Consider the following 12,903-nt stretch of genomic DNA (forward strand, 5'->3'; position numbering starts at 1 on the left):
GCAGTTCCTGACGGTCCAGGAACCCTAGGAGAGCACGTCCTTCGTGGTGAACCGGGCGTAGGCGAGGGCACCGAAAACGGCCAGATAGCCGCCCTGCAGCAGGGCGTTGGCCGCGAAGGAGTCCCAGACTATGGGCTGGCGCAGCAGGTCGGCGAAGTCGAGCCAGCGGTGGCTCAAAAGCCAAGGGTGCAGCCAGTCCAGCTGCGGCAGCGCGTCGGCGACCTGGGAAACCACGGCAACCACCACCGTCGCCGCCATCGCGCCGACGGGCGCGTCCGTGAGGGTGGACATGAACAGGCCGACGGCGGACAGCCCCACGAGTGATACCGCCAGATAGGCGGCAATCAGCAGCAGCCGCCCGAAGGCCTGATCGGCGCCGATCGAGTCCCCGGACAGCAGGGTCACCGGACCGACCGGGAAGAGTGCCGCACCGATCCCCGCCCCCACCAGCGCCACCATGAACGGGGCCGCGACGGCAAACACCAAGGCGGACGCAAACTTGACCATCAGCAGCCGGGCCCGTCCGGCCGGGGCCGCCAGCAGGTAGCGCAGGGTTCCCAGCCCCGCCTCCCCGGCAACGGTGTCGCCCGCGACCACCCCGACAGTGAGCGGCAGGAATAGCGGGACGGCCACCAGCATGCCCGTCACGCCAGCGAAGAGGCCGTTTTGGCTGATCCGGTCTAGGAACGCCGGCCCGCGCCCGGGCGGTACCGCGGAGGACAGCCGCACGGCCACGGCGATCAGCACCGGGATGGCGGCCAGGGCGAGCAACATGGCCCAGGTCCGGCGGCGCCGGAACAAAACGCCCAGTTCGGAACCGAGCAGCCGCAGGCCCGGTGATCCGCGCTGCCTCCTGCGCGGATGCGGGCCGGGGCGCGGGCCGGGGGCGAGGGCCTCACTGGGCAACGTCGAACCCCTCCCCCGTCAATTCGACGAAGCGGTCCTCGAGGGTGGCCTGTTCCACGGCGAAGCCGCGCACCCGCACCTCGGCCGCCACCAGGGCCGCCACCAGTTGTTCGGGCGACGGGGCACCGGCGGCGGAGTCCGCCGGCAGCGGCGCGTACAGCAGCTCGCCCCGGCTCTCGGGGCTCCCAGTGGCGGGGGCGCCCGCGTCGGTGGAGGAGCCGGCGTCGGGCCTTCCGTTGCCGAAGCGAGCGCCGTCCACGGTCAACCCCAGGCCGGACAGAACCCGGGCCGCAGCGCCGGGGTCCGGTGTGAGGAGCCGCACCCTGGCCTGCCCGGCCTGGCGCAGCGCCGCCAGGGGGCCCTGCGCCACCAGGCGGCCGGCACTCATGATGGCGGCGTGCGTGCAGATTTGTTCCACCTCGGCGAGCAGGTGGCTGGAGACGAACACCGTGGCGCCGTCCGCGGCCAGGGACCGGACGAGGTGCCGCACCTCCCGCGTGCCCTGCGGGTCCAGGCCGTTGGTCGGCTCATCCAGCACGAGCAGCTCCCGGGGCGCCAGCAGGGCATTGGCAATCCCCAGCCGCTGTTTCATGCCCAGCGAATAGGCCCGGACCTTCTTGTCCGCGGCGTGTGCCAAGCCCACCCGTTCCAGCGCGGTATTTACCCGCTCCCGCCGCGTCCCGGCCGGCGTCTCCGGGTCCGCGGCGTCGAAGCGCAGCAGGTTCGCGGCTCCGGAGAGGAAGGGATAGAAGGCCGGCCCCTCGACCAGGGCGCCTACCCTCGGCAGCACGCTGCGCAGTTGCCGCGGCATTTCCTCGCCCAGCACGCGGACCGAGCCGCTGGATGCCGCTGCGAGGCCCAGCATGATCCTGATGGTGGTGGTTTTGCCGGAGCCGTTGGGTCCCAGGAATCCGAAGACCGAGCCCCGGGGCACGGCGAGGTCCACGCCGTCGACCGCCAATTGCCGGCCGAAACGCTTGCTCAACCCCCGTGTCTCGATGCTCAGCTCGGCGGATGGGGATTCAGCCGATGGCCGTTCTGCGGACGGGGCGGGGGCAGTCACCGGGCGGCAGCCGCGGCCTGGAGCCGATCCAGCGGGACCGACCCCGCGAAGATGCGGCCGTCGTCGAGGATCAGCACATTCAGTAGGGTGGTCGATAGGAGCCTGCCACCGGACACCGGCACCGTCGCCTGGGCCAGCAGCGAGGCAATGTCTCCGGCGCCGCCCTGCCGCTCCGGCGTACCGCTGGACGGCATTCCGCTGGACGGCATTCCGCTGGACGGTGTTCCGCTGGAAGGAGATCCCTTATCCGGCGCCGCCTTGTCCCGCGACCCAATCTTGTCCAGGGCGCCGGCCGGAAGTTCGACGACGGATTCCCAGCCGGTCCCGCTGACCTTGACCTTGTCCTTCGACGCCGAGCCGGGGGCCTTGCTGGCCGTGCCACGCTTTTCCTTTGCGGCGCCTGCCTTGCGGTCCGGGGCCGGGAGTTCCTTGACGGTGGCGCCCGGTGGCGGGCTGAACTGGAAGATCGCGGCGTCCGGGGCCGTCAGCGACAGCTTCGTGAAGGCTACGCTGAAGGCCGGATCGGACTGGCCGCGTGCCTTCACCTGCACGCCGAGCGGCATCCCGCTCTGGCCGTCCACCGAAATCGAGACCGAGGCGAGCAGGGTGACGGAGGACTTGGGTGTGAGGACCAGTTGGTAGGCGGCGCGGCCTGCGACCTGGACGTCCCTCCCGACGCTTACGTTGCTGCTCCGGTCGAGTGCGGCGAGCAGCTTCGCGGCCAGGCGGTCCGGGGTGGGCACGGATTCCCGGCCGGACGGGCGATGGCCGCCGGACGGGAGGACGGCATGCGCGGCGGTGTTGTCCTTGGAGTTGTAGAGCCAGAGCTGGTCGCCGTGCCGGATGACATCACGCTCGGCGAGCCGGTCCAGCACCTGGACGCGGGCGTTATCCGCCCCGTCCCGGTAGATCCGGGCGGTGTGGGGGCCAGTCAGCAACTCCAGCCAGGCAGTGTCGCCGGCCCCGGTCCCAGAGCCGTTTTGGGGAAGGTCCGGCAGGCCCAGGTTCGAGGTTTGTTCGAGGGTCCCGGAGAAGGACGGGCCGCGGTGCTGGGCGATCAGCGCCAGCACCTGCTCGGGTGACTTGGCCGGCAGCGGGTCTTCCGCGCTGGCCGGCAGGGATCCCGCCAGTACCCCGGCGGCGATCACGGCAGGGACGGTTGCGGCCGGCAGCCAGCGCAACCAGGTACGGGTCATTGCGACCGCGCTCCATCATGGCAGCTCATGCTTCAACATTACGCCCGGATCCGGCTTGCATCACCGTTGGCCGGCAGATTCCTCCGGAGCCCCGCCTGGTGTCGGCCCGCCGGTTTCCAGCGGCCGGTCCGGGACCACGGTGCCGGCGGCGCCGTCCACCAGGACTGCCTGCCCGGTGCGGATCAGCGAGGTGGCGTCCGGGACCCCGACCACCGCCGGAATGCCGTACTCCCGGGCGACGACGGCGCCGTGCGAGTTGGGACCGCCCATTTCCATCACCAGCCCGCCGGCCGTCAGGAACAGCGGTGTCCAGCCCGGGTCCGTGGAGGGCGCGACGAGGATCTCGCCGGGTTCAAGGTGCGCGCCAAGCGGTTCAAGGATGACGCGGGCCGTGCCGGTGACCGTGCCGGCCGAGGCCGGTGTGCCCGTCAGCACACCGGGGGCACGTCCCTCGGTCCCGGCCGCCTGCAGCGCCTCCGGTTCCGTCCCGTCGGAGAGGAGCACCCGCGGGATGTGGCGGCGGCCAAGTTCACGGACATAGGCTTCGCGGCGCTCCGCGGCAAGGTGATGCAGCGGGCTCCCGGCGAGGCCAGCACGGACCTCCACCAGGTCCAGGAAGAAGACGTCATCCGCGTCCGCAATAGTGCCCGCCGCGGCGAGCCCGGCCCCGATCACCTGCAACTGGCTCCGTACCGCGGCGAGAGCCTCGACGATGTGGTACTTCGGCAGCTCCCGGAGCCCGGCAAACATCCGGGTGCGCCGCAGTGCCGCCCGCACCAGAGCCGCCCGCAGCCTGCCCCGTTCCCCAGCGGCAGCGACAAGGCGCTCCACCTGGGTCTCGGCGTCGTGCGCCGCCCTGGCGAACTGCCGGTCGGGGGCCTGGTCCGGGTCCGCGAGCCGCAGGTAATTGGCGAGGACCCCGAGGATATGGGCCGGGTCGTCGGCCCAGCGGGGCATCCCGAGGTCTATCTCCGCCACCGCCCGGTGCCCGTAGCGGGCCAGGAAACCGGCGACCCCGGACTGCACCGCGGCGGGCAGGGTCCGGGACCGGTAGCGCTGGGCGAGATCCGGCACCGCGGCCCCAACGAAGACGGCTGCAGCGCCGGCGTCGGACCGGATGGCCGACGCGAGCCGCCAGAGTGCCAGGTCCATTTCGGTGGTGACGTTGTTGGGCAGCCCGCGCAGCACCGGCTGCAGCGCCCCGGGGCCGACGCCGGGGCCCAAGAGCCTGCCGGCCGCCGCCAGGAGGGCGAAACCCAGGGCCGGAAGCGGCAGGATGTTGGGCACCACCGGAAAGAGCTCTTGGCCGAGGATGCGCTCCACGTGGTCGAGCCGTTGCACAGCGGTGGACCCGGCGGGGACCACCAGGGCCGCGCGGAAGCGTTCACCGAAGCGCTCCGCCCGGCGCAGGGCGGCCTCAGGCCGGAACAGGGCACGGAGCAACGCCTCCGGAATCCTGGCCCGCGCGGCCACGGGACCGGCGTGCCGCAGCAGCCGCCATGGGGTCCTGCTGGTGACGGAATAGCGGGGGTCCTCGAACAGCCGGCGCATTACGGCCGCGGAGCGGGTTTCCATCACGTCGAAGACCCGCGGTACCACGGCCCGCCCGACGGCGCTGCGGAGCACCGGGGTCAGGTCGAAGAACAGCCGCTGGCCGGCCTCAACCAATGGCGCCGGCCCGTCGTGCGGCCCTGGAACGTCGAAGTGCGCCGCGCGGGCCACGGACGAGGCGATCAGCCGGAAGCCCGCCAACCCCATCGGGGTCAGCGGCCGGGTCAGGCCCTGGGCCAGGCTGAAACACAGGTAGACGCGGGAACCGTCGCGGACGGGCTCCCGTTCCGGGCCGCCCTGCCGTTCCGGGCCGCCCCGGCGTTCCGGCCGCGGGTAAAGCGTGGTGATGGGCCGCGACTGTGTCAGCCAGGCCGCGCCGCCGCCGTCGATCGCCCATTCGAGGTCCTGCGGCGCGCCGAAGTGGACCTCCGCGCGGCGGCCGAGCAGTTCCAGGTCCAGGAGTTGCGCATCGTCGAGGCACGGCTGCGGGCCGGCGCCGTGCTGGACGATCCGTTCGGTTCCGCCGCCCGGCAAAGGCCGCACGGCCACCGCCTTGCTGCCGATCCGGCGCTCCAGAATCCCTCGGGTGGCGCTGTCGACGACGAAGTGGTCCGGGTTGACGGCCCCCGAGACTACGGCCTCGCCGAGGCCGGGACTGGCGTCGATGACCGCTTCGTGCCGCCGGCCGGTGACGGGATTGGCGGTGAACAGGACGCCGGCGACGGCTGCGTCCACCATCTGCTGGACGACGACGGCCAGCGACACGGCGGTGGGACTGATCCCGTGCGTGGCGCGGTAGCTCACCGCACGGTCGGTCCAGAGCGAGGCCCAGCACTCCCGGACGGCGGCCAGGACCGCGTCGACGCCCACAACGTTCAGGAAGGTGTCCTGCTGGCCGGCGAAACTGGCGAAGGGCAGGTCCTCGGCGGTGGCGGAGGAGCGGACCGCCACCGGGGTATCCGTTCCCAGCGCCGCGTAGGCCTCCCGCACGGCCTCCGCGACGTCTGCCGCGATGTCCGCGGCCAGGATCAGGCGGCGCGCGCCGGCGGCCAGCCGCGCCAGTCCGGGGAGGTCCGCCGGGGAGGCAGCCGCCAGCTCCGCATGCACGGCATCGAGACCGGCGCTCGAGGTGGCGCGGCGGTAGGCCTGCGTGGTCAGGCAGAAGCCGGCCGGAACCGGCAGCCGTGCCCGCAGCAGCTCGCCGAGGTTGGCAGCTTTGCCGCCGACGGCGGACAGCAACTCCGCGCCGGCCGACTCCAGGCCGAGCGCCAGCGCCGGTTGTTGTCCCGGCCGCGGGACATCTGGACTGGGCGCCTGCCCCATCTGCCGGTCGGGCTTACGAGTCGCCGAGCATCGGTCCGAAGCTGGGCCGGTCGGCCAGCCTCGGGTCCTCCCGGTCGGGCACCACCATGACCGGGCCCTTCGCGTGGTGCAGGATGCCGTCCGAGGTCGATCCCAGCAGCATTCCGGCGAAGCCTCCGCGGCCGCGGGTGCCCACCACCACCAGTTCCACGTGCCGGCTCGCCTCGACCAGGATGTCGATCGGGGACCCGTCGACCAGCTGGGTTTCGACGTCGACCCGGGGGAAGTGGCTCTTGACCCAAGCCACCCCGGCGTCGAGCTGGACCCGGATATCGGCAAAGAGGGCCTCGCGGTCCATCGGGGCCGGGACCCAGGCCAGCGAACCGCTGTACTGCGGCACGGCGCAGACCAGGCGCAGCGGCGCGGAGAGGCGTTCAGCCTGGGCGGCCGCTTCGAGGACAGCCACCCGGGCCTGTTCGGAGCCGTCCACGCCCACCACCACGACGTTTTCAACCGGCTGGTGGCCGGACTTTTCCCGTTCGGCCCGGACGTGCTTGTCCTCCGTGGTCACGCCGAGCCGGTCGCCGCAGATCAGCGGCACCGTGACAGTGGGGCATTTGGCGTGGGCGGGCAGCGCGCTGCTGACCGAGCCGAGGAGTCGGCCCACGAAGCCGCCGCGGCCGCGGGTTCCGAAGACCAGCAGCTCGGCGGTTTCCGACATTTCCAGCAGGACACCGGAGGCGTCCCCGTTCTCCACCGAGGCGTCAACGTCGATGTTGTAGCCGGCCACCTTGTCCAGTGCCTGCTTCAGGATGGCCTCCGCGCCCTCGCGGATCACCGAATCGTCCACCGTGGCGTACCCGCCGTCCAGCCCGGAGGCGGCGAAAACGGGCACCGAGTAAGCGGTTACGATGTGCAGCGGACGACGCCGGCGCTCGGCTTCCCGGGCCGCCCAGACCAGGGCGCAGTGGCTGTGGTCTGAGCCGTCCACTCCCACCACGATGCCCCGGGGAGCGGAACCGCGGCCGGCGGCGTCCCCCGCCGGATCCGGATGCACTTGTTCTGCGGCCATGGGGTCCGCCTCCTCGCGTGTCGTGGCTGTGTTGCGGCTATTCTGCCAGAAGAGCGGGGCCACGGCTTCCACCCGGACGCGGGCAAGTTTTACCCAGTGTTTACACCGCCGCCGGCCGCCCCGGAAAGCCGCGGACTGCCGGTTAACGGCCGCCCCGCGGCCCGCGGAAACCAGCGCAGGTTCGTGGAAATACAAAGTCGGACCGGCCCTGTTCACAACCGGAAATCTTGGGTATCCTCTGAGTCGTTGCTGAACCGAGACTCGTCTTTCAGATCGCAGCCTCCCGTGCGGGGCGCGTCAGGACGGATCGACGGAAAAGCGTTCCGGGCACAGGCCCGGGACCCGCGTTATTCGAGGAGGGACCCCGCAGTGTCGAGCATGCCTGAGTACGGCGGAATCGAACGGACCAGCACTGTGGTGATCGGCACGGGGCTGTCCGGACTGGCGGTCGCCAGCGAACTGCAGCGCCGGGGAGTCGGCGCCATTGTGGTGGACGGCCTCGATCTGCTCGGCGCCGGAAACCCGGCCAACACCTCCTCGCTGCAGCGCTGCGACGCGGCGGACGCGGCCACCCTCCGGGAGCGCAACGAGATCCTGCGGCACCTGCGGAACTACGCCGCGAGCCATCACCTCGATGTCCGCAACAACGTCCGGGCCCTGCAGCTGGACCATCTCAACGCGGACGCGCCGGCAGACGCCAGCCTGGACTTCCACGGAACCGGGCAGCCGGCACAGCAGTGGGCCGTCAGCACCCCCAACGGGATCCTCTACGCCGACCATCTGGTCCTTACCCGCTGCGCGCACAGCCAGCTGCGCCGCATGCTGGCCGAACTGGGCGTGGCCGCGGGCCAGAATCTCATGGCGGCCATGCACGCGCTCGGCATGTACCTCGTGGGCGTCGGCGAGCTGATTACCCCAACGCCAAAGGAAGTCCTGCGCCAGGCCAAGCTGGTGGGCCAGGCGATTTCCGCCAAGGTCCACCCGGAGGGCATGCCCTCGCTGCTGTCCGCGGGGCTGGCGCTCCCGGCCTAGGAGCCGGCTTCCTCGTCGTCGCTGCCGTTGAGCCGCCGCTTCGCCATCAGGCCCAGGGCCACCAGGATGCCTACGGCCACCGCCACGAAGATGACGATGCTCCACGGAAAGGGCTGCGAGGCATCCGGCACCGGCGAGGGCGCGAACGTGGTCCCCGGTTGGGCGGTTCCCAGCGTCGGTACTGTGCCCGACGCTGGTGCGGTGCCCGACGCCGGCGCGGTGCCGGCCGTCGTCGCACCCGCACCCGTGGCGGTGAAACTGAAAGTTCCCTCGATCGGGTGGCCGTCCGAGCTGGCGACGCGCCACTGCACTGTGTAGAGCCCGGCCGGCGCGCCCGCCTTGAGCTTCTGCGAGGCGACGTTATCGACGATCTGCACGGCACCGTCGGCCCAGTCGGTGCCGGCGGCGTCGCTGACCTTGATCTGCGTGCCGAGCGTCAGCGGATGATTGCTGAGGGTAATCGAGACCGCTGCCGGGGGTTTGGGCACGGTGGCGCCGGCGGCGGGGCTGGTCGACTCCACGGCGTCGTGGGCCGACGCGGGGCCGGCGCCCAGGAGGGCTGTGCCCAGCAGGACCGCGGCCACTGCGATCAGGCCCAGCAGGGCACCCGGAAGTTCTCTGACGTAACGCATTGCTGGCCTGCTCCTAGTGTTGGCTTCCTTACAGACTAGGCGAGTTTGGCGGGTGGGCGCCGTCACGCCTAATAGGATTTAGCTAACACCCCTTTTTCCCTCCCGGAGGACCAATGCTTAAGCAGGGCTCTGCACTCGACCGGTATTTCAAGATTTCCGAGCGGGGGTCGAACTTCTCGCGCGAGATCCGTGGCGGGTTCGCCACGTTCTTCGCCATGAGCTACATCGTGGTGCTGAACCCCCTGATCCTCTCCGGCCCGGACTCGTCCGGCGGAACGCTTGGCTTCCCGGCCGTTGCCGCGGTGACCGCCTTCGTAGCCGGCATCCTGACCATCCTGATGGGCGCCTGGGCCAAGCATCCCTTCGCGCTGGCCACCGGTCTCGGCGTGAACGCCTTCGTGGCCGTCACCGTCGCCACCAACCCCGGCCTGACCTGGCCGGACATGATGGGCCTGGTGGTCCTCTCCGGCGTCACCATGCTGATCCTGGTGCTGACCGGATTCCGGACCGCCGTGTTCAAGGCCGTCCCGGAGGGCCTGAAGACCGCGATCGTCGTCGGCATCGGCCTCTTCATCGCCCTGATCGGCCTGGTCAACGCCGGCTTCGTCCGCCGCATCCCGGACGTCGCGGGAACCACCGTCCCGGTGGGCCTCGGCTTCGACGGCAAGCTCCTCGGCTGGCCCACTCTGGTGTTCGTGATCGGCCTGGTCCTGACCATCGCCCTCGTGGTGCGCAAGGTCAAGGGCGCCATCCTGATCGGCATCATCACCTCCACCATCCTGTCCGTGATCCTGGAATTCACCCTGCACATCGGGCCCAGCTTCGACGGCAAGAACTTCAACCCGCAGGGCTGGTCCCTCGTTGCGCCGAAGTTCACCGAGTGGGCCGCCCCGGACCTGTCCCTGATCGGCAAGGCCAACCCGTTCGGCGCCTTTGAGCACCTCGGCGTCGTCGCCGCGACCCTGCTGGCGTTCGTGATCCTGCTGAGCATCTTCTTCGATGCCATGGGCACCATGGTGGGCCTGGCCACCGAGGCCGGCACCATCGACAAGGACGGCAACATCCCGAACGTGGACCGCGTGCTGCAGATTGACGCCCTGGGCGCGATCGTGGGCGGCGGCGCGTCCGTCTCCTCCAACCAGATCTACGTCGAATCCGGCGCGGGCATCGGCGAAGGCGCCCGCACGGGCCTGGCCTCGATCGTCACCGGCCTGCTGTTCCTCGTCGCCATGTTCTTCACCCCGCTGATCAACCTGGTGCCGTTCGAGGCCGTGGCTCCGGCGCTCGTCGTCGTCGGCTTCATGATGGTCTCCCAGGTCGGCAAGATCGACTGGCAGGACTGGGGCATCGCGATCCCGGCGTTCCTGACCTTCACGCTGATGCCGTTCACCTACTCGATCGCCAACGGCCTCGGCGCCGGCTTCATCTCCTTCGTGCTGATCCGCCTGGTCCAGGGCCGTGCCCGCGAAGTCCACCCGCTGATGTGGGCCGTGGCCGCAGCGTTCCTGCTCTTCTTCGGGATCGGCCCGATCGAGGCCGCCCTCGGCATCCACTAGGGACTCCGCACCGTCCCCTCCGCCGAGATGACAGTTCGCGGCAGTGTTTCTCTAAAACACTGCGGTGAACTGTCATCTCGCGGTCGTTTAAGCGGGGCTTATCCGAGTTTCCGGGATTTCGGACACCCCGACGGCGGCGCTGCTGGTTTTCGGGGCCCGGCTGCGGTGAGCTTGGGGCATGCCTTCTTCCGCCCGCACCGTTGATGTCCCGCCGCAGCCCTGGACCGGCAGGTTTGACGGCGACGGCGCCGAGCACCGCCGCTGGTGGCAGGCCGTAACGCCCCACGCTGCGCACCCGGCGAAGCAGTCACAGCCAGCCGGCGCCGCCGGGGTGCGGCCCGCCGTCATCCTCGGTTTCGGCAGCGACGCCGGCGTGCGTCGCAACAAGGGCCGGGCCGGGGCAGCGGCGGCCCCGGCGGCCATCCGCGCGGCCCTCGGCCCGCTCGCCTTCCACCTGGACCGGGACGTCCACGACGCCGGCGACGTCACCGTCACCGGGGACGCGCTCGAGGCCGGGCAGGCGCGGGCCGGGCTCGCCATCACCGGACTGCTCGACGCCGGCGCCCTGCCGGTGGTCCTCGGCGGCGGCCACGAGACCGCCTTCGCCAGCTACCTGGGCGTGGCCGGGTCCGCCGCCGTCCGTGAGGGACTCCGCGTCGGCGTCTTGAACCTGGATGCCCACTTCGACCTCCGCGACGAGCCCGTGCCAAGCTCCGGCACCCCGTTCCTGCAGATGGCCCGGGCGGAGGCCGCCGCGGGACGGGAACTGGCGTACGCCGTCGTCGGAATTTCCGAGCCGAACAACACCCCGGCACTGTTCCGCACCGCGGCGGAGCTCGGCGTGGACTACCTGCTGGACGAGGACTGCTCCGCAGACGCCGCGCAGGCCTTCGTGGCGGCGTTCCTCGCGCAGGTGGACGCGGTGTACCTGACCATCGACCTGGACGTGCTGCCGGCGTCGGTGGCGCCCGGCGTGAGCGCCCCGGCCGCCTACGGCGTCCCGCTGCCGGTGATCAGCGCCGTCTGCCGGCAGGTCGCCGCGAGCGGGAAGCTGCTGCACCTGGACGTCGCGGAACTGAACCCCGAGTTCGACGTCGACGGCAGCACCGCCAGGGTCGCCGCACGGCTGATCAACACGCTGCTGCGGTAGCGGCCGCGCCGCGACCGCCCGACGCGACAGGACCGGCGGGCGCGCCGCGTCCCGGCTCCGGGCCTCAGATGGGCGTATGCGGAGCCTGGCCCTCGTCGCCGTGCCGTTCCACCGCCCGGCGCGCACGCAGCCGGTCCAGCCGGTTCATCACCGGCGCCGTCGTCGCACCGTGCACCACGATCGACATCGCCACGACCAGTCCCACGAACGCCCAAAGCTCCTGCGCCTGCGCGCCGAAGTTGCCGTGGCCGAGGGCGAAGCCGAGGTAGTAGAGCGAGCCGATGCCGCGGATGCCGAAGAAGGAGATGGCGATGCGTTCCCGCGGGCCGGTCTTGCCGCGGGCCAGCCCGAGCCAGCCGGCCAGCGGCCTGACCAGCAGCAGGAAGGCCAGCGCCACGAGCACCTCGGCCCAGCCGATTCCGGCCAGCAGGCCACGTGCGATGGCGCCGCCCAGCAGGACCAGGATCACCACGGTCAGCAGCCGCTCGAGCTGCTCCACGTAGGAGTGCATGACCCGGTGGAATCCGTGGGTGCGTTCCGCGGCCCGGATGGTGACGGCGCAAACGAACACGGCGACAAAGCCGTAACCGTCGATCATCTGCGTGACGCCGTAGGCCAGGAAGGTGGCTGCCAGCGCCACGAAGCCCTCGGAGTGGTTGGATAGCCGGACACTCTCATGCCGGGCCGTGAAGAAGAGCCGTCCCAGCAGCTTGCCCGTCCCAAGGCCCAGCAGCACGCCGATGCCGATCCGCCAGAGCACGTCCACGGCCAGCCAGTGGCCCAGCCAGCCGGACGGGGAGGCGCCGACGAAGCTGATGGCGATGGCCAGGTACACAAAGGGGAACGCCAGCCCGTCGTTCAAGCCGGCTTCGGAGGTCAGCCCGAAGCGGATCTCGTCCTCACGTTCGGTCTCCCCTTCCTCGTCCGCGGGCTCCCCCACCTGCACTTCGGAGGCCAGGACGGGGTCGGTCGGGGCCAGGGCGGCCGCGACCAGGAGTGCTGCCCCCAGGCCCAACCCCAGGAACCAGAGCCCCAGCAGGGTCAGCCCGATGATGCACAACGGCATGGCCAGGCCCAGCATCCGCCACGTCGTCGACCACCGCCGGCGCCCTATCGGCCTGTCGAGGGCCAGTCCGGCGCCCATCAGCGAGATGATGACGCAGACTTCGGTCAGGTGGGTTACGAACTCCCCGTGCTGCAGGGGATCCGGGTTCGGCAGGGCCGGCATCAGCGTGAACGCCAGGATGCCTGCGCCAAGGAACACCATCGGCATCGAGAGGGGCGCATTGCGCAGCAGCTTGGGCAGCACCGCCGCGATGAACACGGCGATTCCGGCCGCGACGAAGGCAACACTGGAAGCTTCGAACATGCGCACGCCCTCCTGCCACAGCCGGGTGCAGGCCCGGAATGGGTCGGGGCGCCGTTCCAACAGAACGGCGCCCC

Annotated in this window: 10 protein-coding genes; 3 read left to right on the forward strand and 7 right to left on the reverse strand. The window is 71.0% G+C overall.

All coding sequences use genetic code 11. The features are described 5' to 3' along the window. Positions 1-24: 24 nt before the first annotated feature. From AC1DNC_RS03630 to AC1DNC_RS03650, 5 genes are read right to left on the reverse strand one after another with little or no spacing between them, the layout of a single operon-like run. Positions 25-906: an ABC transporter permease gene (locus AC1DNC_RS03630; RefSeq protein ID WP_476861194.1), complete on the reverse strand. Its 882-nt coding sequence runs from the start codon at positions 904-906 to the stop codon at positions 25-27. Beyond that, positions 896-1,969, reverse strand: a complete 1,074-nt coding sequence (locus AC1DNC_RS03635; protein WP_476861195.1) for an ABC transporter ATP-binding protein — start codon at positions 1,967-1,969, stop codon at positions 896-898. Before AC1DNC_RS03635 ends, AC1DNC_RS03630 begins: the two co-directional genes overlap by 11 nt. Then, positions 1,966-3,165, reverse strand: coding sequence for a LolA family protein (locus AC1DNC_RS03640; protein WP_476861196.1), 1,200 nt, complete (start codon positions 3,163-3,165; stop codon positions 1,966-1,968). Before AC1DNC_RS03640 ends, AC1DNC_RS03635 begins: the two co-directional genes overlap by 4 nt. A gap of 60 nt (positions 3,166-3,225) precedes the next feature. Next, positions 3,226-6,039, reverse strand: coding sequence for a PEP/pyruvate-binding domain-containing protein (locus tag AC1DNC_RS03645; protein WP_476861197.1), 2,814 nt, complete (start codon positions 6,037-6,039; stop codon positions 3,226-3,228). A gap of 13 nt (positions 6,040-6,052) precedes the next feature. Further along, entirely contained in the window at positions 6,053-7,090 is a 1,038-nt protein-coding gene (locus tag AC1DNC_RS03650; RefSeq protein ID WP_476861198.1) for a universal stress protein, read from the reverse strand. 378 nt (positions 7,091-7,468) lie between these two features. Between AC1DNC_RS03650 and AC1DNC_RS03655 the strand changes: the two genes are divergently transcribed. Beyond that, a complete protein-coding gene (locus AC1DNC_RS03655) occupies positions 7,469-8,122 on the forward strand; it encodes an FAD-binding protein (protein WP_476861583.1) in 654 nt (217 codons plus the stop codon). On the opposite strand, the gene AC1DNC_RS03660 is transcribed toward AC1DNC_RS03655, so the two are convergent. After that, the gene (locus AC1DNC_RS03660) at positions 8,119-8,754 is read right to left on the reverse strand and encodes a copper resistance CopC family protein (RefSeq protein WP_476861199.1); all 636 of its coding nucleotides are present in this window, start codon (positions 8,752-8,754) and stop codon (positions 8,119-8,121) included. The genes AC1DNC_RS03655 and AC1DNC_RS03660 overlap by 4 nt on opposite strands. A gap of 113 nt (positions 8,755-8,867) precedes the next feature. Here AC1DNC_RS03660 and AC1DNC_RS03665 point away from each other — a divergent pair, with 113 nt between their 5' ends. After that, positions 8,868-10,310, forward strand: a complete 1,443-nt coding sequence (locus AC1DNC_RS03665; protein ID WP_476861200.1) for an NCS2 family permease — start codon at positions 8,868-8,870, stop codon at positions 10,308-10,310. Positions 10,311-10,488: 178 nt separating this feature from the next. Beyond that, positions 10,489-11,460, forward strand: a complete 972-nt coding sequence (gene hutG / locus AC1DNC_RS03670) for a formimidoylglutamase (protein ID WP_476861201.1) — start codon at positions 10,489-10,491, stop codon at positions 11,458-11,460. A gap of 64 nt (positions 11,461-11,524) precedes the next feature. Here hutG and AC1DNC_RS03675 read toward each other — a convergent pair whose 3' ends face one another. Beyond that, positions 11,525-12,829, reverse strand: a complete 1,305-nt coding sequence (locus tag AC1DNC_RS03675; protein WP_476861202.1) for a cation:proton antiporter domain-containing protein — start codon at positions 12,827-12,829, stop codon at positions 11,525-11,527. Positions 12,830-12,903: the final 74 nt, after the last annotated feature.

It is taken from the genome of Arthrobacter sp. 01N442 (assembly GCF_056399345.1).

What these genes read in the sequence shown, in the direction of transcription:
- AC1DNC_RS03640 (WP_476861196.1), bottom strand. Translation starts at nt 3,165, where the DNA reads ATGACCCGTACCTGGTTGCGCTGGCTGCCGGCCGCAACCGTCCCTGCC.
- AC1DNC_RS03645 (WP_476861197.1), bottom strand. Translation starts at nt 6,039, where the DNA reads ATGGGGCAGGCGCCCAGTCCAGATGTCCCGCGGCCGGGACAACAACCG.
- AC1DNC_RS03650 (WP_476861198.1), bottom strand. Translation starts at nt 7,090, where the DNA reads ATGGCCGCAGAACAAGTGCATCCGGATCCGGCGGGGGACGCCGCCGGC.
- AC1DNC_RS03655 (WP_476861583.1), top strand. Translation starts at nt 7,469, where the DNA reads ATGCCTGAGTACGGCGGAATCGAACGGACCAGCACTGTGGTGATCGGC.
- AC1DNC_RS03660 (WP_476861199.1), bottom strand. Translation starts at nt 8,754, where the DNA reads ATGCGTTACGTCAGAGAACTTCCGGGTGCCCTGCTGGGCCTGATCGCA.
- AC1DNC_RS03665 (WP_476861200.1), top strand. Translation starts at nt 8,868, where the DNA reads ATGCTTAAGCAGGGCTCTGCACTCGACCGGTATTTCAAGATTTCCGAG.
- hutG (WP_476861201.1), top strand. Translation starts at nt 10,489, where the DNA reads ATGCCTTCTTCCGCCCGCACCGTTGATGTCCCGCCGCAGCCCTGGACC.
- AC1DNC_RS03675 (WP_476861202.1), bottom strand. Translation starts at nt 12,829, where the DNA reads ATGTTCGAAGCTTCCAGTGTTGCCTTCGTCGCGGCCGGAATCGCCGTG.